We start from the raw sequence: 19,598 nt of genomic DNA, 5'->3' as shown, positions 1-19,598 counted from the left end.
TGCGTTCTTCCGGAAGCTCACCGGTGATTGCCGGGTCGTAGCCAACTTCGAGTCTACTATCGCCGGGCCGCCCACCGCCATTCCCCCGGCGCGCGCGCTTTCCGGGCCGGGTCCGTTGGAAGTCCCGCGCCTGCCGCCAATAATGGGGGTATGCATAAGGGCGGCTCGCATGGGCAGGGCAGGCGGCGCCTGGGCGCGGCCTGGTGCTGGGCGGCCGCGGCACTTTTGTGCCTGCCGGGAGCCGGCCTGGCGGTGCTCCGGCTGATCCCGTGGGACATTGGCACTCCGTGGATCCAGCTCCTATCCCTGTTTCCTGCCAGCGTGGTGGTCACAGCGGCGGCTGCTGCGCTCGCTGTCCTGGCACTCTGCCTGGATTCCCGGCCCCGGCGGACGGTCCTTGCCGCGGCGGTAACGGGCGTGCTGCTGCTGCAGCTTGCCATGGTCCTTCCCCGCGTCCTGCCCCAGGGAGGAGCGGCGGCCCCGCAGGCTGCGCCGCCGCCGTCGTCCGGCCGTTCCGTCCCGGGCGGTTCAGTGACGGTCATGGCCCTCAACGTGGGACCCGCCGGCGTCGATGTGGAGGCGTTGCTGGCCGAGGTGCGCGCCAGACGCGTCGACATCCTGGCCCTGCCGGAACTGACGCCCCCGACCCTTGAGGCGCTGGAGGGGGCCGGAGTGGCGTCTGACTTTGCCTACCGGGTGCTGGACGTTGACTGGGCCGGCACGGGAAGCGGGATTTTCTCCCGCTTCCCGCTGGACACCCTGGAACGCGTGCCTGGAAGCATCTTCTACCAGAGCCGGGCGGTGGCGGCCGTCCCCGGAGTAACGGGCGGCGTTCACCTGACGGCCGTGCACATTGACTCTCCCCGGCCAGGGCACACACCGTACTGGCGGCAGGAGCTGCGCCAGCTGGGTGGGCTGAGGCCGGCATTGCCGGGCCCGCCTTTAGCTGTCCTGCTGGGCGATTTCAACGCCAGCCAGGACCACCGAGAGTTCCGGGACCTCCTGGCCACTGGCCTCATCGACGCCGCCCAGGCTGCGGGTAAGGGCCTGGCGCCCACCTGGCCGGCCAACTCGCAGGTGCCGCCGTTTGTGGCACTTGACCATGTGCTGGTCAGCCCGGGCATCGGCATCCTGGACTTCGCTACATTCACTGTTCACGGCACGGACCACACTGCAGTCGTGGCGGAACTCTCCCTTGACGGATAGGGGAAAGACACCGGGAACGGCCATGGCCCCGCCGATGTGCCGGACTGTTGCCTAGACTCAGAGCCATGACTGCTTCCGGCCACAAACACCTGGCAGCGGCTGGCCGCTGGCTGGCGCTCCTGGTAGCCATGCCGGTGCTGGCCCTGTCGGCGCTCCGGGCCGTTCCTGCGCAATGGCCGGTCCTGGCCGTCCAGCTGCTCTCCTTCACGCCGTGGCTGGCCCTGCCTGCCGCGGCGGCACTGGCGCTGGCGCTGCTGGCCCGGAACCGGTGGCTGCAGGTGTCCGCTGCGGTGCTGCTGCTGTGCCAGGTGTTCTGGCTCTTTCCCCTTGATGTAGCCAGGCCCGCCACAGCCTCGGGCCCGGCAGCCACCGTTGAGTTCAAAGCCATGAACATCAATTCGGAGTTTGGCCAGGCGGACGCCGCCCGGATCGTGGAGCTGGTCAGGGAGAACGGCGTCGGGTTGCTCACCATCCAGGAGCACTCGCAAGCGCTCCAAAACCGGCTGTCTGCGGAGGGCCTGGACGGATTGCTGCCGATACGGGTCAGCGACCCCACGGACGACGCCGGGGGCTACGCGGTGTACTCCCGCTTTCCGCTGGAGCCTGTGGGCCTCGTCCCCGACACACCGTTCAGGATCCCCACCGTCCGGCTGACGGCAGGGACCAACGGGTCCGTGGCCGTTCTTGAAGTGACCAACGTCCACGCACTGCCGCCGGTGGACGCCAGGGTTGACCAGTGGCGCAGTGACCTTAAGGCTGTGGCCAGGGTCGCAGAACGTCCGGGCAACCGGCTGCTGATTGGGGATTTCAACGCCACCTATGACCATGCGGAGTTCCGGGAGCTCCTGGGCGCCGGACCGGGACTGGTGGATGTGGGGGCGGCCTCCGGTTCCCGTCTGGTGCCCACCTGGCCCATGGAAGGACCACGGCTGCCCGGGATCACCATCGACCATCTGGTGACCAGCCAGCAGGTCGGCAGCTCCGGCTACCAGGTCCACGCCGTGCCCGGAACGGACCACGCGGCTGTGCTCGCCACGTTGTCCATCCCGGCCGGCTGACCGGTTACGTCATTCTTCTTCCTGCGGCTCAGTTTTTCCGGATCAGTTTGTGCGTGGCGGCCTGCGCCACGGGCCGGATGACGATCTGGTCCAGGTTCACATGGTGCGGCGCGCTGACTGCATACCGCACCACATCCGCTACATCGGCCGCGGTCAGCGGCTTCTCCACGCCCTGGTAGACCTTGCTGGCCGCTTCCTGGTCACCGAGCCGGTTCAGGGCGAACTCCTCAGTGTGGACCAGTCCGGGCGCCACCTCGATGACGCGGACATTGTGTTCGGCCTCCTCCAGCCGGAGCGCCCCGGTCATCGCGTGCTGCGCGAACTTGGCGGCGTTGTAGCCGGCACCGCCCTCGTAGGCCACCAGCCCGGCCGTGGACGTCAGGTTCAGGACGGTGCCTTCGCCGGTGGCGCGGAGCATCGGGAGGAAGGCGCGGGTGAGCTTCATGGTGCCGAGGACGTTGACCCGGTACATCCAGTCCCAGTCCTCGGTGCTGGCGGCGCCCACCAGGTCCGCGCCGCGCGCCCCGCCGGCGATGTTGACCAGTGTGTCCACGCCCCCGGCTTCGGTGACGCGCGCGAGGAGCCGGGCAACGTCGTCGTCCTCGGTGATGTCAGCGGGGATCCCGACGGCGCCGGTCTCCGCTTCCAGCGCGGCGAGGCGTTCGGCGCGGCGCGCCACGGCGAAAACCGTCCACCCTTCCGCTGTCAGGGCGCGGACGGTTGCTTCCCCGATGCCGGTGCTGGCCCCTGTTACTACTGCTGCCTTGGTGCGCGAATCTTCAGTCATGGCACCACCCTAACGGGCCCGGCCGGAGCCGTGCGCGGAGCGATGTCGCCGGATGAAGTGGCGGCCATGAAACAATTGGCAGATGGCTGAAGACACTCAGGGTACAGACACGCCCTCCACCGCCCCTATCAACGTTCCGGACAAGCCCGCCCTCGAGGGGCTCGAAGCTGCCCTCACGCAGCGCTGGCTTGCCGAAGGGACCTACAAGTTCAACCCGGACACCACCCGGGAGCAGGTCTACTCGATCGACACTCCCCCTCCCACCGCGTCGGGCTCGCTGCACGTGGGACACATGTTCTCCTTCACGCAGACGGACGTGCTGGCCCGCTACCAGCGCATGATCGGCAAGAACGTGTTCTACCCCATGGGCTGGGACGACAACGGCCTGCCCACCGAGCGCCGCGTGCAGAACTTCTACGGCGTCCGCTGCGACCCGGCCATCCCCTACAACGCCGGCTACCGCCCGCCGGCCCAGCCCGCCAAGAACCAGCGCGATTTCGACGTCGTATCCCGCCGGAACTTCATCGAGCTGTGTGAAGAGCTGGCCGTGGAGGACGAGAAGGTTTTCGAAAGCCTGTTCCAGCAGCTTGGCCTCTCCGTGGACTGGCAGCTGACCTACCGGACCATCGACGACGCCTCGCGCGAAGTCTCCCAGCGGGCCTTCCTGGCCAACCTCGCAGCCGGCGACGCCTACATGGCCGAAGCCCCCACCCTGTGGGACGTCACCTTCCGGACGGCGGTGGCCCAGGCCGAACTGGAAGACCGCGAAGTGGCCGGATCGTACTACCGGTACCCGTTCTTCACCGAAGACGGCGAAAAGATCTACATCGAGACCACGCGCCCTGAACTGCTCGCAGCCTGTGCAGCCCTCGTGGCAAACCCCGACGACGAGCGGTACCAGCCGCTGTTCGGCAAGAAGGTCACGTCCCCGGTCTTCGGCGTCGAGGTTGAGGTCAAGGCCCACCCGCTGGCCAAGGCGGACAAGGGCTCCGGCATCGCCATGGTGTGCACCTTCGGCGACCTCACCGACGTCACCTGGTGGCGCGAACTCCAGCTGCCCACCCGTGCCATCGTCGGCCGGGACGGGCGCATCATCGGCGACATCCCGGACTGGATCACCACCGATGCCGGCCGCGCCGCCTTCGAAGCCATCGCGGGCAAGACCGTGTTCAGCGCCAAGGAAGCCGTGGTGGAGCTCCTCGACGCCGATGGCCTGATCGACGGCGAGCCGAAGAAGATCATGCACCCCGTGAACTTCTACGAAAAAGGTGACAAGCCGCTCGAGGTTGTCACGTCCCGGCAGTGGTACTACCGCAACGGCGGCCGCGACGAAGACCGCCGTGCCCGCCTGATCGCGCGCGGCCACGAGATCGACTTCCACCCGGCCTTTATGCGCTCCCGCTTCGAGAACTGGATCTCGGGGCTGAACGGTGACTGGCTCGTCTCCCGCCAGCGCTTCTTCGGCGTGCCCATCCCCGTCTGGTACCCGCTGGACACTGACGGCAACCCCAACTACGACGCCCCCATCGTGCCGCTGGACGGGCAGCTGCCGGTTGACCCCGCCGCGGACGCGGCCCCCGGCTACGAAGAAGCCCAGCGCGACGTGCCTGGCGGCTTCACCGGCGACGCCGACATCCTCGACACCTGGGCGACGTCCTCGCTGACGCCGCAGATTGTGGGCGGTTGGAGCCGGGACGAGGACCTCTTCGCCAAGGTCTACCCGTTCGACCTGCGCCCCCAGGGCCACGACATCATCCGTACGTGGCTCTTCTCCTCCGTGGTCCAGGCAGACGCGCTGCAGAACACCGCCCCGTGGAAACACGCGGCCATCTCCGGCTGGATCCTGGACCCGGACCGGAAGAAGATGTCCAAGTCCAAGGGCAACGTGGTGGTTCCCACCGACGTGCTGGACGAATTCGGCTCGGATGCCGTCCGCTACTGGGCCACGTCCGCCAAACTCGGCGCGGACACAGCGTATGAGATCGCGCAGATGAAGATCGGCCGCCGGCTGGCAATCAAGCTGCTCAACGCCTCCAAGTTTGTCCTGAACCTGGGTGCGACCGAGAACTCGGTGGTCTCCGCAGACCTCTCAGTCCTGACCAACCCCCTGGACCGGGCCCTGCTCGCCCAGCTGGCCGATGTTGTGCGCCAGTCCACCAAGGCGTTCGAGAACTACGACTACGCCCGCGCCCTGCAGATCACGGAGAGCTTCTTCTGGCAGTTCACCGACGACTACGTGGAGCTCATCAAGGACCGCGCCTACGGTGCGGCCGGTGAGCAGGAGCAGGCTTCCGTGCTTGCCGCCCTCGCCACCAGCCTGGACACGCTGCTGCGGCTGTTTGCCCCGTTCCTGCCCTTCGCCACCGAAGAGGTCTGGGGCTGGTGGCGCAACGGGTCGGTGCACCGCGCGCAATGGCCCACTGCCGTAGAGGTCGACGGCGACACCACCCTGCTCGCCACCGTGGGCACTGCCCTGAGCGGCGTCCGCAAGGCAAAGTCCGAGGCCAAGGTCAAGCAGCGCACCGAGGTGCTGTCCGCCACCATCACGGCGTCGGAGTCGCTGACCACCCAGTTGAAGGCGGGGCTCGGGGACCTCAAGGCTGCATCGAACGCCCGCGAACTGACGCTGGTGGCCGGAGAAGGCGAACTGACCGTGAGCGACGTCGTCCTGGCGGCTCCTGAGGAGCCCGCACAGGTCTGACCGGATCCGGGCCGGCTTCCGGGCGGGCCCGTTTTTGGGCAAAGGGGAAGCCCCATCAGCGTTTTGCCGTTGGTGGGGCTTCGACTTTTCGGCCATCTGGTGACGTCTTTGATGGTCTGGCAGGATCCGCTGATCTTCAGGTCTTCCTACCTCGTCACTGGTAGCTTGTATCCGGCTTTGCCGATGGCTGCGTCAGATACATATCACTGAATCTTTGGTTCCTGCGTCTCACTTCTTTCGAAGTGGGTAAAAACCATTCTGGTCCCGCACGTGGGGATGCGCAAGAGCCCCGGAAGAACTACATTAGAGTAGTTTTCCCGGGGCTCCTTTCCTGCTTTGGGGGCGCGGGCTTCAGTCGAACTGCGGACGCTCGGTCCGGCTCCGCTTGATCTCAAAGAAATGCGGGTAGGAAGCCAGCGCCACGGTGGCGTCCCACAGCAGCCCGGCCTGCTGGTCCCGCGGGATGCGGGTCAGCACGGGGCCGAAGAAAGCCGTCCCGTTGAAGGCCACCACGGGGGTGCCGACATCCTGGCCCACCAGCGAAATGCCCTCCTCGTGGCTGGCACGCAGCTGCGGATCAAACTCATCCGAGGCGGCGGCAGCAGCCAATGCAGCCGGGAGGCCGCATTCGGCCAGGGCCTTGCTGATGACAATGCCGAAGTCCTTCTGCCCGCCGTCGTGGATCTGGGTTCCCATGGCGTCGTACAGCGGCTTGACGACGTGGTCGCCATGCTGTTCCTGGGCCGCGATGATGACGCGCACCGGACCCCATGCCTTGTCCATCGATTCCCGGTAGGCCGGCTCCAGGTCGCGGCCCTCGTTCAGGACCGCGAGGCTCATCACGTGCCAGACCGTCCTGATGTCCCGGACAGCCTCCACCTCACCGATCCAGCGTGAAGTGATCCACGCGAACGGGCACAGCGGGTCGAACCAGAAGTCGGCCTGGTTGGTGGTGGTTTCAGTCATGCGGAAGTCCTCTGGGTTGTTCAACGTATTTCGGGGAGGCCAGTATCGTCAGGCGGATTTACGGCGCTTGGTCACGTGGGGAATCATGGTCGGTTCGGCCTTGCTGAGCACAACGTCGGCCGTGATCACCACGCTCGCGATGTCCTCCCGGCTGGGGAGGTCGAACATGACCGGGAGCAGCACTTCCTCCATGATGGCGCGCAGGCCGCGTGCGCCCGTGCCCCTTTCGAGGGCCTGTTCCGCGATGGCGTTGAGGGCGTCCTGGTCAAAGACCAGCTCCACGCCGTCGATCTGGAACATCTTCTGGTATTGCTTGACCAGCGCGTTCTTAGGCGTGGAAAGGATCTGGATCAGGGCGTCACGGTCCAGGCTGGACACTGTGGTGATGACCGGGAGCCGGCCGATGAACTCAGGGATCAGACCGAATTTCAGGAGGTCCTCGGGCATCACTTCGCCGTAGGAGTCGACCTTGTTGCTGGCGTCGTTGAGAGGAGCCCCGAAGCCGATGCCCTTGCGGCCGGAGCGGGAACCGATGATTTCTTCCAGTCCGGCGAATGCCCCTGCCACGATGAAGAGCACGTTGGTGGTGTCGATCTGGATGAATTCCTGGTGCGGGTGCTTGCGGCCGCCCTGGGGCGGCACCGAGGCGACCGTTCCTTCGAGGATCTTCAGGAGTGCCTGCTGGACGCCCTCACCGGACACGTCCCGCGTGATGGAAGGATTCTCGCTCTTCCGGGAGATTTTGTCGATCTCGTCAATGTAGATAATGCCTTGCTCGGCCTTCTTGACGTCGTAGTCCGCGGCCTGGATGAGCTTGAGGAGGATGTTCTCCACGTCTTCGCCCACGTAACCGGCTTCGGTCAGCGCGGTGGCGTCGGCGACGGCGAAGGGGACATTGAGGCGGCGCGCGAGCGTCTGGGCGAGGTAGGTCTTGCCACAGCCTGTGGGGCCGATCAGGAGGATATTGGACTTGGCGATTTCGACGTCGTCATGGTGGCCGCCCTCGGCAAGGCTGCCGCTCTTGGGCGCATGCCCTGCCTGGATCCGCTTGTAGTGGTTATACACGGCGACAGCGAGGGAGCGCTTTGCCGGCTCCTGGCCAATGACGTATTCCTGCAGGAAGTCGAAGATTTCCCGGGGCTTGGGCAGTTCAAAACTTCCCAGATCGGCGACTTCCGCGAGCTCTTCTTCAATGATCTCGTTGCAGAGCTCAATGCATTCGTCGCAGATGTAGACACCGGGCCCGGCAATAAGCTTCCGTACCTGCTTCTGGCTCTTTCCGCAGAAAGAACACTTCAGCAGATCCGTGCTCTCGCCAATCCGAGCCATATGTGAACCCCTTAGTATCTTGCTGCCAGGCAGCTGTGCACCGTTGCTGGAATCTGGACCGGCCTGGGAGGGCCCGCCGTGACAACATCCACTCTAGGTCACATTCGGCCCCAAGGGTGGAAAGCGAAGGCCGGTGCGGCCCAAATGAACTGGACCGCACCGGCCTGGCGATAAGCCTTACTACCTGGTAATTGCCTGTGGCTTGATCTTGCGGGAATCCAGGACCTGGTCGATGAGGCCGTAATTCATGGCCTCTTCGGCGGTGAGGATCTTGTCGCGTTCGATGTCGTTGTTGACCTGCTCCGAGGTGCGGCCCGAGTGGTGGGCGAGCGTGTCCTCAAGCCAGGAGCGCATCCGCATGACTTCAGCGGCCTGGATTTCAAGGTCGGACGCCTGGCCGCCCTGCCCGCCGGAGAGTGCCGGCTGGTGGATCAGGACGCGGGCGTTGGGCAGTGCCAGCCGTTTGCCGGGGGTACCGGCAGCAAGCAGGACCGCAGCGGCGCTGGCAGCCTGTCCAAGGCATACGGTCTGGATCTCAGGCCGGATGTACTGCATGGTGTCGTAGATCGCCGTCATGGCGGTGAAGGAACCGCCCGGGGAGTTGATGTACAGCGTGATGTCGCGGTCCGGGTCCGTTGACTCCAGGACCAGCAGCTGGGCCATGACGTCGTCGGCAGAGGCGTCGTCCACCTGCACGCCGAGGAAGATGATGCGGTCCTCGAACAGCTTGGTGTAGGGGTCCTGCCGCTTGAAGCCGTAGGGTGTGCGTTCCTCGAACTGGGGCAGGACGTAGCGGCTGGTCGGAAGATTACCGGCAGTCGATCCGAAGTTGTAGGTCATTTTATTGCTCCTGATCTGAGTGTTCTGTGTGCCGGTTACGCTGAAGCCGACTCGCCGGACGTGCCGTTGGCGGTTCCGCCGCCTCCGGACACGGACCCGGCGTGGGCCGCGATCTTGTCAAAGAAGCCGTACTCGAGGGCTTCCGGGGCAGTGAACCACTTGTCGCGGTCGTTGTCCTTGAGGATGGTTTCAACGCTCTGGCCGGTCTGCTCGGCAGTCAGCTCGGCCATGACCTTCTTCATGTGCAGGATCAGCTCGGCCTGGATCTTGATGTCCGAGGCGGTGCCGCCGATGCCGCCGGAGGGCTGGTGCATCAGGACGCGGGCGTTCGGGGTGGCGTACCGCTTGCCCTTGGTGCCGGATGAGAGCAGGAACTGCCCCATGGAGGCTGCCAGGCCCGTGGCCACGGTGACAACGTCGTTCGGGATGAACTGCATGGTGTCGTAGATGGCCATGCCGGCGGTGACTGAGCCGCCGGGAGAGTTGATGTAAAGGTAGATGTCCTTTTCCGGGTTCTCCGCGGACAGGAGCAGCAGCTGCGAGCAGATGGCGTTGGCGTTGTCATCGCGCACCTCGGAGCCCAGCCAGATGATCCGCTCTTTCAGGAGGCGGTTGTAGATGTAGTTGTCCTGGGCTGCAGGATCGACTGTCGCCATCCGTGGGGCCTCTACGTGCTGTGACATGTGTACTTACCTCTCGCTGGTGACGGTGACATCACTGAACTTCACTACTTGGACACTAACCGTTTTGACGGCCGATTTGTTCGCCCGAATCGCGCTGTTCGCTGACGGCGCACGAGCCGGAAACCGGCTGTTAAAGCGCCCAGCCCCCGGACCGGCAGGGTCCAGGGGCGGGCGGTGGAAATTAATGCGGTATTAGAACTTCACTGCAGCGGGATCGTCATTCGCTGCGGTGTCGGTCGTGGCTTCGTCCGAAGCGGCTTCGGCTGCTTCTTCCTCAACGGCCGGAGCTTCCTCTTCGCCGCCGGGGCGGACGAAGTCGCTCAGGTCAACGCTGTTGCCGGCGGAGTCGGTGACGGTCGCCTGGCCCAGCACAACGGCCAGGGCCTTGCGGCGGCGGACCTCGGAAACCATCATGGGGACCTGGCCGCTCTGATCGATGATCTGGGCGAACTGGTTCGGGTCCATGCCGTACTGGCTGGCGGTGGTGACGATGTAGTCGATCAGCTCGTTCTGGCTGACGTTGACTTCTTCCTTTTCGGCGATGGCGTCAAGGATGATCTCGTTCTGGAAGGCGCGGGCGGTGTTGGCCTTGACCTCGGCGCGGTGCTCCTCGGTGTCGTGTTCGCCTTCACCGTGGCCGCTGCCCTCCTTGAAGTGCGCTTCGAGCTGCTCTTCAACCACGGAGTCCGGAACCGGAACCTCAACGAGCTCAACGAGCTTGTCCAGGACCTTGTCGCGGGCCTCTACGCCCTGCTCGACGACCTTGGAGTCTGCAGCCTGCTTGGCCAGGTCTTCGCGGAGCTCAGCCAGGGTGTCAAACTCCGACGCCAGCTGGGCGAAGTCGTCGTTGGCTTCGGGGAGCTCGCGCTCCTTGACAGCCTTGACGACAACCTTGACCTGGGATGCTTCGCCGGCGTGGTCGCCGCCCACCAGTGTGGTATCGAAGATGGCGTCCTCATCGGCGCTCAGGCCGGTGACTGCCTCGTCCAGGCCCTCAAGCATGGTTCCGGCGCCAACCTGGTAGGACAGGCCGGCAGCGGAGTCCACTTCAGCGCCGTCAACGGTTGCGGTGATGTCGATGGTCAGGAAGTCGCCATCGGCAGCCGGGCGGTCCACGGACTTCAGCGTGCCGAAGCGGCCACGGAGTTCGTCCAGGGCCTTGTCGACGTCCTCATCGGAGGATTCCGCAGCGGCAACCTCAACCTTGATGCCGGCGTAGTCAGGCAGCTCGATCTCGGGGCGGACGTCAACCTCGGCGTGGAACTTCAGTTCCCCGTCGGTGGAGGTGGGGTCCGGAACTTCGGTGATCTCAACCTCGGGGCGGCTCAGGGGGCGGATGCCCGACTCCTGCACAGCGGCCTGGTACCAGCCGTTGAGGCCTTCGTTGATGGCGGTCTCCAGAACGTAGCCGCGGCCAACGCGCTGGTCGATCAGCTTGGACGGGACCTTGCCCTTACGGAAGCCAGGGACCTGGATCTGCGAAGCAACAGTCTTGTATGCCTCGTCGATGCTGGGCTTCAATTCCTCAAAGGGGACCTCAACATTGAGCTTGACCCGCGTGGGGGTGAGGTTCTCGACAGCGCTCTTCACGGTCTAAGTACTCCTGGGTTTGTGGGATGGGTTTCTGCAAATTCTTGTGTTCTGTCCAGGCCGTCCGGTCCGGGCCGCAGAGTCGGGGTGACAGGATTTGAACCTGCGACTTCCTGCTCCCAAAGCAGGTGCTCTAGCCAAGCTGAGCTACACCCCGTAAGTGCACAGGCAAGTCTACGTTCATACCGGCCGTGATTGCACATTTGACACGTGGGGCATGAATTAGGTTTAGTTGTATCCGGCTTGATCAGCCAGCCCGAAAGACCGGCCGCTAACATTGTAGATGCTAGCAGTGCTGTTCTCCCGGGGACGTAGCTTAATGGTAAAGCCTCAGTCTTCCAAACTGATTACGCGGGTTCGATTCCCGTCGTCCCCTCCACGACCGGTCCAGTCCAAGGACCACAGAAAAGGGCCCCTCGATGAGGGGCCCTTTTTGTGCCTTCAGCCCCTAGTCCTGCTGGCAGCCGGGGCACCAGTACAGCTTCCGGCCGCCCAGCTCCGCCAGCGCGACCGGAACGGCGCAGATCCTGCACGGCAGCCCCTGGCGCTTGTAGACGTAGTGCGCTTCGTCGACGGCCGGCAGGGCGGCGCCTTCTCCCCAGTACGACGCTTCAGTGGTGATGATCCTGCCGTCGCGTACGCCGTCGCCCATCACGGCCGCGGTGTCGTCCCAGAGCCCTTCCGCCGTGTCCCGGGGCAGGGAGCTTCCCGGCAGCAGCGGAGCGATCCGCTGGCGGAAGAGGACTTCGGCGCGGTAGACGTTTCCGACGCCGGCAATCACCTTCTGGTCCATCAGCAGCGCCGCGATGGGCGTCTTACGTGACCGGACGCCCGTCACAAAGCGCTCCCGGTCCGGCGGCAGGTTGCGCAGCGGATCCGGTCCCAGCCTGGCCAGGACAGCTGACGCTTCGGCCCCGGTGATGGCAGCACAGGTGGTGGCGCCGCGCAGGTCCGCCCAGCCGTGCCGGCCCACAAGCCGTACCCGGACGGCACCGACCGGCGCGGGCGGGCCTGCATAGGCCGGGGCGGCGCCGTCGTCGAACGTTTCCCGCTCCCCCACCTTCCGGGGGGCGCCGATGCTCGACGCACCCCGGAACGCGGCGTCGCCGCCGAAATCCCAGGCGCCATAGAGTCCGAGGTGGACATGGAGGACCAGCGCGTGGTCAAAGTGCAGGAAAAGGTGTTTGCCGTGGGCCTGCGATTCGATCATCATGTGGCCGTCCAGCAGGGCTGCGCCGGCTGCGAACCGCCCCTGCGGGCTGCTCACGGCCAGTGCCTCACCGCCAAAGACGTCGTGGAACTGGCGCGCCAGCCGGCGTACCGAGTGGCCTTCGGGCACTACTCGATGACCTCGCCGGTGGTTTCGTAGGCGGCGATCTTGCCGATCCTGCGCACGTGCCGTTCGTCATTGCTGAAGGGTTCCGCCAGGAACGCCTCGATCAGCGCGGTAGCTTCCTCGACGGTGTGCTGGCGGCCGCCGACGGCCACGACGTTCGCATCGTTGTGCTCGCGCGCCAGGGTGGCTGTGGAGTGGTTCCAGGCGAGGGCCGCCCGGACCCCTTTGACCTTATTGGCGGCGATCTGCTCGCCGTTGCCGGACCCGCCCAGGACGATTCCCAGGGCGTGGACGCCTGCCTGCTGGTCAGCCACAACGGCGAGCGCGGCGTTAATGCAGAAGGACGGGTAGTCGTCCAGCGCGTCGTACTCCTTGGGACCGTGGTCCACCACGTCGTAGCCCTTGGCCGAGAGGTGGCTGACGAGGTGGGCGCTGAGTTCCATGCCTGCGTGGTCAGTGGCGATGTGTACCCGCGGGAAGGCAGGGGAAGAAGTCACGACAGTATCCGTTCGGTTTTGGGGGGGTCAGGGCATCAGGAACAAGAATACTAGGAGTCCCGCCCAGCCCCTGAGGCGCCGCCGTGCGCGCGTGCAGCCACCCGGGTCAGGACGTCGGCCAGGCGGGCGGCCGACGCCGGGCTGCCGCCACTGACGGCGAGGCGGTGGCCGTCGGTTTTCCGGACGACGACGGCGGGGCCGCTGCTGACCAGCATCGCTGCGGTGCCGCTGTGGTTCCGGTAGCCCCACCCGCCGTAGTCAGCAGCCTTCACCTCGGAGGCGCTGGCCTCCGAAATAGCCGCCGCCGGGACGTGCATCACAGGCAGGACCCCCGCCACAAGCACCCGCAGGCCGCTGCGGTCGGCCTTGACCCTGGCGCAGAGGAACGCCGCGGCCACCACGGCCAGGGCAGCCAGGAACGCCCCCAGCCACGGCAGGGCAACAACGATCAGGGCCGCGGGAAACAGCACGGCCACCGCAATCATCACAAACACCGAACTGCGGGCATGGACCCAGAGCCGGATCGAATCGCGCGCCAGGTCCGGGTCCAGCTCCCTGGCGATGGCCAGCTCGAAGGCCCTGTCATCGTCCGGGGACCATCGCCGGTCAGCCTTGAAAACGAAGCCCATGATCACGCCCAGTGAGAGTGCCGCCCCGCTTCCCAGCGCAAGCACTGTCAGGTCCACGCGGGACTCCCGAGCGTCGGCCAGCCCGGACTGTCCCACCAGCCCGGCGGCCAGGACGCTGGTGACAAAGAGGCACAGGAACAGCCCCGCCCCCATCATGATCCTGCGCATCACCACGGGACGGGAGACCGGAACGGCCTGCGACAGGACCAGCCAGCCGGCGGCCACGATGATCAGCGCCCCGCCCCACGCGTAGGCGGCAAACGGGGCAAAGGAGGCGCCGCCGTCGTCCGTCCAGCTCACCGCCAGCGGCTCCGGAAGGCTGGGCCGGAGCAGGAAGGCACAGAAAACAAACGCCCCGGCCAGCACCACGGGAAAACCCACCGCGAACCGAAGCGCTTTGGTGTCCACCGCATCCCTGAACTTACCCATGGCTTAACGCTACTCCCGCGGTGTCAGGTTGTGATCTGCGTCAACTTGCCAACAGCCCAAGAAGTGAAAGAATGACTTCACAGTGCCGGCGCAGGCTACTCCCCCGCCGGCAACAGCAACCTTCTGGAGGTCCCACTTGCCGGGTATGAACCTGACGCGCGCCGAAGCACGCGAGCGCGCCGAACTGATCAACGTTGAGTCCTACGACGTCAGCCTGGACCTGACCCGGGGCGGGAAAGTCTTCGGGAGCACCACCACGGTGAAGTTCGAAGCCGTACCAGGTTCCTCCACCTTCATCGACGCCATCACCCACACGGTCCACAGCATCACGCTCAACGGGCGGGCCCTGGACCCTGCAACCGTTGCCGACGGTGTCCGGATCCAGCTGCCGGACCTGGCCGCCGCCAACGAGCTCACCGTGGTGGCCGACGCGCCGTACATGAACACCGGCGAAGGGCTGCACCGCTTTGTGGATCCGGTGGATAACGAGGTCTACCTGTACACCCAGTTCGAGGTGCCGGACTCGCGCCGTATGTTCGCCGTGTTCGAGCAGCCGGATCTCAAGAGCACGTTTACGTTCACCGTCACGGCGCCGTCGCACTGGGATGTCATCTCCAATTCCCCCACCCCCGCGCCGCAGGACACCTCCCCCGGGGACGATGGCGGCGCCCGCTCGGTCTGGCAGTTTGCGGCCACGCCGCGGCTCTCCAGCTACGTCACTGCGCTGATCGCAGGACCGTACCAGTCGGTCCGGTCCGAGGTCACCAGTTCCGATGGCCGCATCATCCCCCTGGGTGTTTTCGCCCGGAAATCCCTGATGCAGTACCTCGACGCGGACAACATCTTTGAGCTGACCCGGCAGGGCTTTGAATTCTTCGAGGCGCAGTTCGGCTGCCCCTACCCGTTCGGGAAGTACGACCAGCTGTTTGTCCCCGAGTTCAACGCGGGCGCGATGGAGAACGCCGGAGCCGTCACCATCCTCGAGGGTTACATCTTCCGCAGCAAGGTCACCGGCGCGCAGATCGAGCGCCGCGCCATCACCGTGCTGCACGAACTCGCGCACATGTGGTTCGGCGACCTGGTGACCATGCGTTGGTGGAACGACCTCTGGCTCAACGAATCCTTCGCCGAGTACATGTCCCACCTCGCCGCGGTGGAAAACACGTCCTTCACCAGTGCGTGGACCACGTTCGCCTCGGTGGAGAAGTCCTGGGCCTACCGCCAGGACCAGCTGCCCACCACGCATCCGATTTTCGCCGAAATCAACGACCTCGAGGATGTGGAGGTCAACTTCGACGGCATTACCTACGCCAAGGGCGCATCGGTGCTGCGCCAGCTGGTGGCGTGGGTCGGGCCGGAACAGTTCATGGCCGGCGTCCGGGAATACTTCGGCAAGCACGCGTGGCGGAACACCGAGCTCAGCGACCTCATGGTGGAGCTGGAGAAGGCAAGCGGCCGCGACCTGGACCGGTGGGGCCGGCTTTGGCTGGAGACGGCCGGCGTCAACACGCTCAAGCCCGAGCTGGAGACCGACGCCGACGGGAACCTCACGTCCTTTGCCATCATCCAGTCGGCGGTTGCGGACTGGCCCACCATCCGGCCGCACCGCCTTGCCGTTGGCTTCTACAACCTCAATGACGCCGGAAAGCTGGAGCGGGTGCACCGCGAAGAGCTCGACGTCGACGGCGAACGCACCGAGGTGCCTGCCCTGGCGGGCCTGGCACAGCCGGACCTGATCCTGGTCAACGACGACGACCTCGCGTACGCCAAGGTCAGGCTGGACGGGAAGTCCCTGGCGACGGCGACGGCGCACCTGAAGGACTTCAGCGAGAGCCTGCCGCGGACGCTGGTGTGGAATTCCGCCTGGGATGCCGCACGCGACGGCGAGACCCCGGCACGCCGCTACGTGGAGCTGATCCTGGCCAACGTGGCCGCGGAATCGGACTCCTCCGTGATCCTGGTCCAGCTCCGCCAGCTGGCCACCACCCTGAACTTCTACGTTGCCGAGGAGCACCGCGAGGCCACCGCTGTGGCCGCCGTGGACACCCTCTGGAACCTCGCCAACGCGGTACCGGGCGGGTCCGACGCGCAGCTGCAGTTTGTGAAGTCCTTTGCCCTGCTGGCGCGCAGCACCGGGCAGCTGGACACCATCGCCGGACTGCTGTCGGGCACGGCAACACTGGAGGGACTGGCCGTGGACCAGGACCTGCGGTGGGAGCTCCTGGCATCGCTGGTGGCAGGCGGCAGGCTGGGCACCGAAGACATCAACGCCGAGATGGAAAGGGACAACACCGCCAGTGGCCAGAACGCCGCCGCGCTGGCCAAGGCTGCGATCCCCACCGCCGATGCCAAGGCCGCCGCCTGGGAGTCGATCGTGGTCAAGGGTGACCTGTCCAACGCCTTGCAGGGCTCGGCGGTCGCGGGCTTCACCCGGGTCCTGGACCGCTCCCTCCTGGAACCGTACGCGGAAAAGTACTTCGCGGCCGTTCCCGGGATTGTCGCCAGCCGCACGCACGCACTGGCCCAGCAGATCGTCGTCGGGCTGTACCCGGCACAGCTGACCACCCAGGCCACGATTGACCGGACGGATGCTTTCCTGGCAGGCCTTCCGGCCGAAAGCGCCGCCCTGCGCCGCATGATGCTGGAAAACCGCGACGGCGTTGCCCGGGCGCTGCGGGCCCGTGCCGCTGACGTCCTTCCCGGGCAGGCCTAGGCCGGCGCCATGGGACTGGGTGAGCACCACTATTCGCTGACGGTGCAGTGGACCGGCAACCTGGGTGAGGGAACATCGTCATACCGCGGATACTCGCGGGACCATGATGTCCTGATCCCGGGGTTGCCGGTGCTCCCGGGTTCCGCCGACCCGACGTTCCACGGCGACAGGTCACGGTACAACCCCGAGCAGCTGCTCCTGGCCGCCCTGGCCCAGTGCCACATGCTGTCGTTCCTGCACGTGGCAGTGCGGCACGGTGTGGTGGTCACCGGCTACCGGGACGAGGCCACGGGGATGATGCGGCTGAACCGCGACGGCAGCGGGCAGTTTGAATCCGTGACGCTGCACCCGCGGGTGACGCTGGCGGATCCGGCGCACGCAGTGCTCGCCGGGCAGATGCACCACGAAGCCAACCAGGTCTGCTTTATCGCCCGCAGCGTCAATTTTCCGGTGCTTCATGAACCGGTGACCCTCACGGCCTGACCACCCAACCAGCTGGCACTTAACGCGGTTAATCCGCCGTTTGAGTGCGTTAATGCCGGTCAGGTGGGGTGCACGGGGCTCAGTGGGTGTGAAGCAGCTCCCGCACGAGCCGGGCTTCCGTCGCGGGCGCCAGCCCGGCCTTGCGGCGGCGGGTCAGGCCGCGGCTACGCTCGTCCGCAAGGGTGTCTGCCACGGTTTCCTGCCAGGGCCGCAGCGTCAGCCCGGCGGCCGTGGCTGCCTGGTTGCTGCGGGCGCAGAATCCTTCGTGGTCCGGCGGCAGCCACAGCGGCAGGGAATCCGGCCCTGCCCAGTAATCGATCCCGTGTTCCACGAGCCAGCCCTCTGAAGCCGACACAACCTCGCCTTCAAAGGCGGCGGCTGTTTTCGACGCCTCAAGGTAGTCAGCAAACGGCACCTGGTCCCCCACCGCATTCAGTGCCCCGGTGACGCCTTGTGACGCCGCGGCAAGGATCCACCCGGCCAGGTCGCGGACATCGATGACCTGGGTGGCGTGGCGGGGAATGTCCGGGACCAGGGCCGGACCGTTGTCCCGGGCAAATCTCGCCGGCCAGTAGCCATAGCGGTCCGTTGCGTCGCCGGGCCCGCCAATGAGCCCGGCCCGGCAAAGATGCGCCTTCCCGCCGGCAGCGGCGAGGGTTGCCAGCTCTATGGCCGATTTCGATTCGCCGTAGTTTTCGGGGGCCGAATCCGTCCCGGCAGGCAGGGGCTGCAGGAGCGCAGCGTCCTCCGCCGCTCCGGGCGTTGAATGGTCGGCGTAGACCGAACAGCTGGAGACAAATGTCCAGTGGCCGGCCCCTTCGGCCAGGGCTGCCAGCGCCTCCGAGGCCTGCACGGTGTCGCGGGCCACCTCGATGACCGCATCCCAGTTCCCGGCCACGGCCGCGTAGCTGTTCGCGCCCAGTGAACGGTCCGCCTTAACCCAGGTGGCGCCGTCGGGCGGTTCTGCCGCGGAACCGCGGGCCAGGCACGTGACCTGGTGCCCGGCTGCCACTGCCTGCCGGGCAATTTCTGAGGAGAGAAAGGCGGTTCCGCCGAGGATCAGGATGCGCATGAGTCCACGCTACGGCGCTAGGGTTGAAACAGAACAGAGCCTTATGCGCCGGGCGAAACCCGCGCATGGGACCCATGATTCCGGCCGCAGTCGGAGAACCCCAAGGAGCAAACCCGCCTATGTTCAGCACGTTGTCGATCACCCCTTCCCTCGCCTCCGAGCCAGATGGAGTCAGCGTCACGGGCATCGTGATCAGCATCGGCGTTGGCGTTGCCGTCTGGCTGGTGGCAACCTTCGTCATCTCCCGTATCAGCAGGCGCGTGGCAGCGGGCAGCAACTTCTTCAAGAAGGCCCACTTCAAGTGGGTTGCGCCGGCGATCCGGGCACTGGACCATGAACGGCGGGTGCAGCGCGCGGAGACCATCGGTTCACTGCTGAACAGCATCGTGGGCGTCCTGGTGGCCGTGATCACCATCATGTACGTGCTGCAAAACCTGGACATCAACATCGCACCGCTGCTGACCAGCGTGGGCATCCTGGGTGTCGCCATCGGCTTCGGCGCGCAGCAGCTGATCCGTGACTTCCTGGCGGGCATCTTCATCACCATTGAGGACCAGTACGGGATCGGCGACGTCATCGAAACCAGTGAGGTAGTGGGCGTGGTGGAATCCATGGGCCTGCGCATCACCCGGGTCCGCTCCGAGGACGGCGCCATCTGGTACCTGCGCAACGGCGAGATCCTGCGTGTGGGAAACCGCTCGCAGGGCACGTACGTGCCGGTGCCTGACGCACCCGCTGCGGGCCCCGAAGCCGCACTGCACGAGCCGGCCAGCAACACCGAGACTAAAAAGACTGACCAGAAAGCCGGAGAATAGGGACATGAGCACACCCGCCGAACCGCAGCAGCCGCGCCAGCTGATGCAGAACGATCCGTTCAGCCAGCCGGGCTACACGGACAATTTCTATGACGCCGTGGGCGGCCATGACACGTTCGTCCGCCTCATCGATGTGTTCTACGACGGCGTGGCCACCGATCCGCTGCTGCGGCCGATGTACCCGGAAGAAGATCTTGGCCCGGCCAAACGCCGGTTCCTGATGTTCCTGGAGCAGTACTGGGGCGGTCCCACCACCTACGGTGAGGAACGCGGCCACCCGCGGCTGCGGATGCGGCACATGCCGTTCCGCGTGTCGCCGGAGGCAAAGGACCGCTGGCTGTTCCACATGCGCGCGGCCGTCGATTCCCTGGAGCTGCCCCCGCTCTACGAGGGCACGCTGTGGGACTACATGGAGCGCGCCGCCCTGTCCATGGTGAACAGCCCGTCGGAGGCCTGAGGTCCCG

17 protein-coding genes and 2 tRNA genes are annotated in these 19,598 nt (G+C 65.9%); 8 read left to right on the top strand and 11 right to left on the bottom strand.

Features of this window, described 5'->3' with window-relative positions; genetic code table 11:
- Window positions 1-150: 150 nt before the first annotated feature.
- Window positions 151-1,206: an endonuclease/exonuclease/phosphatase family protein gene (locus J2X42_RS06640; RefSeq protein ID WP_310163469.1), complete on the top strand. Its 1,056-nt coding sequence runs from the start codon at window positions 151-153 to the stop codon at window positions 1,204-1,206.
- A 65-nt stretch (window positions 1,207-1,271) separates the two neighbouring features.
- Window positions 1,272-2,264 (top strand): endonuclease/exonuclease/phosphatase family protein, encoded by a 993-nt coding sequence (locus tag J2X42_RS06635; protein WP_310163466.1) that lies wholly within the window; start codon window positions 1,272-1,274, stop codon window positions 2,262-2,264.
- Window positions 2,265-2,292: 28 nt separating this feature from the next.
- On the opposite strand, the gene J2X42_RS06630 is transcribed toward J2X42_RS06635, so the two are convergent.
- Window positions 2,293-3,051: an SDR family oxidoreductase gene (locus J2X42_RS06630; protein ID WP_310163464.1), complete on the bottom strand. Its 759-nt coding sequence runs from the start codon at window positions 3,049-3,051 to the stop codon at window positions 2,293-2,295.
- Between the two features lie 82 nt (window positions 3,052-3,133).
- Here J2X42_RS06630 and valS point away from each other — a divergent pair, with 82 nt between their 5' ends.
- Window positions 3,134-5,752, top strand: a complete 2,619-nt coding sequence (gene valS, locus J2X42_RS06625) for a valine--tRNA ligase (protein ID WP_310163462.1) — start codon at window positions 3,134-3,136, stop codon at window positions 5,750-5,752.
- A 351-nt stretch (window positions 5,753-6,103) separates the two neighbouring features.
- Here valS and J2X42_RS06620 read toward each other — a convergent pair whose 3' ends face one another.
- From J2X42_RS06620 to J2X42_RS06595, 6 genes are all read right to left on the bottom strand, one after another.
- Complete coding sequence (locus J2X42_RS06620; protein ID WP_310163460.1) at window positions 6,104-6,718, bottom strand: DsbA family protein; 615 nt, start codon at window positions 6,716-6,718, stop codon at window positions 6,104-6,106.
- Between the two features lie 48 nt (window positions 6,719-6,766).
- A complete protein-coding gene (clpX, locus tag J2X42_RS06615) occupies window positions 6,767-8,047 on the bottom strand; it encodes an ATP-dependent Clp protease ATP-binding subunit ClpX (protein ID WP_131133199.1) in 1,281 nt (426 codons plus the stop codon).
- A gap of 180 nt (window positions 8,048-8,227) precedes the next feature.
- A complete protein-coding gene (locus J2X42_RS06610) occupies window positions 8,228-8,887 on the bottom strand; it encodes an ATP-dependent Clp protease proteolytic subunit (protein ID WP_267275380.1) in 660 nt (219 codons plus the stop codon).
- Between the two features lie 35 nt (window positions 8,888-8,922).
- Entirely contained in the window at window positions 8,923-9,543 is a 621-nt protein-coding gene (locus tag J2X42_RS06605) for an ATP-dependent Clp protease proteolytic subunit (protein WP_310164274.1), read from the bottom strand.
- Between the two features lie 219 nt (window positions 9,544-9,762).
- The gene (gene tig, locus J2X42_RS06600; protein ID WP_310163456.1) at window positions 9,763-11,160 is read right to left on the bottom strand and encodes a trigger factor; all 1,398 of its coding nucleotides are present in this window, start codon (window positions 11,158-11,160) and stop codon (window positions 9,763-9,765) included.
- A gap of 82 nt (window positions 11,161-11,242) precedes the next feature.
- Window positions 11,243-11,317, bottom strand: a tRNA-Pro gene (locus tag J2X42_RS06595).
- A gap of 148 nt (window positions 11,318-11,465) precedes the next feature.
- Here J2X42_RS06595 and J2X42_RS06590 point away from each other — a divergent pair.
- Window positions 11,466-11,539 (top strand) — tRNA-Gly (locus J2X42_RS06590).
- A 69-nt stretch (window positions 11,540-11,608) separates the two neighbouring features.
- On the opposite strand, the gene J2X42_RS06585 is transcribed toward J2X42_RS06590, so the two are convergent.
- From J2X42_RS06585 to J2X42_RS06575, 3 genes are read right to left on the bottom strand one after another with little or no spacing between them, the layout of a single operon-like run.
- Window positions 11,609-12,499 carry a DNA-formamidopyrimidine glycosylase family protein gene (locus J2X42_RS06585; protein WP_310163454.1) on the bottom strand — a complete coding sequence of 297 codons (891 nt, stop codon included), beginning with the start codon at window positions 12,497-12,499 and terminating at the stop codon, window positions 11,609-11,611.
- Window positions 12,499-12,993, bottom strand: coding sequence for a ribose-5-phosphate isomerase (locus tag J2X42_RS06580; protein WP_131133204.1), 495 nt, complete (start codon window positions 12,991-12,993; stop codon window positions 12,499-12,501). Before J2X42_RS06580 ends, J2X42_RS06585 begins: the two co-directional genes overlap by 1 nt.
- A gap of 50 nt (window positions 12,994-13,043) precedes the next feature.
- On the bottom strand, window positions 13,044-14,051 hold the full coding sequence (locus tag J2X42_RS06575; protein ID WP_310163452.1) for a hypothetical protein: 1,008 nt from the start codon (window positions 14,049-14,051) through the stop codon (window positions 13,044-13,046).
- 145 nt (window positions 14,052-14,196) lie between these two features.
- On the opposite strand from J2X42_RS06575, the gene pepN reads away from it, so the two are divergent.
- On the top strand, window positions 14,197-16,764 hold the full coding sequence (gene pepN, locus J2X42_RS06570; protein ID WP_310163450.1) for an aminopeptidase N: 2,568 nt from the start codon (window positions 14,197-14,199) through the stop codon (window positions 16,762-16,764).
- Between the two features lie 9 nt (window positions 16,765-16,773).
- Entirely contained in the window at window positions 16,774-17,247 is a 474-nt protein-coding gene (locus J2X42_RS06565; protein ID WP_310163447.1) for an OsmC family protein, read from the top strand.
- A gap of 79 nt (window positions 17,248-17,326) precedes the next feature.
- Here J2X42_RS06565 and J2X42_RS06560 read toward each other — a convergent pair whose 3' ends face one another.
- Entirely contained in the window at window positions 17,327-18,319 is a 993-nt protein-coding gene (locus tag J2X42_RS06560) for an NAD-dependent epimerase/dehydratase family protein (protein ID WP_310163446.1), read from the bottom strand.
- Window positions 18,320-18,438: 119 nt separating this feature from the next.
- Between J2X42_RS06560 and J2X42_RS06555 the strand changes: the two genes are divergently transcribed.
- The gene (locus tag J2X42_RS06555) at window positions 18,439-19,134 is read left to right on the top strand and encodes a mechanosensitive ion channel family protein (protein WP_131133209.1); all 696 of its coding nucleotides are present in this window, start codon (window positions 18,439-18,441) and stop codon (window positions 19,132-19,134) included.
- Between the two features lie 4 nt (window positions 19,135-19,138).
- Complete coding sequence (locus tag J2X42_RS06550) at window positions 19,139-19,591, top strand: globin (protein WP_310163442.1); 453 nt, start codon at window positions 19,139-19,141, stop codon at window positions 19,589-19,591.
- The last annotated feature ends 7 nt before the right edge of the window (window positions 19,592-19,598 follow it).

It is taken from the genome of Arthrobacter sp. BE255 (assembly GCF_031457335.1).
Taxonomy (GTDB): domain Bacteria; phylum Actinomycetota; class Actinomycetes; order Actinomycetales; family Micrococcaceae; genus Arthrobacter.
Note: the sequence above shows the minus strand (reverse complement) of the source record. Positions and strands in the feature narration are given on the sequence as shown.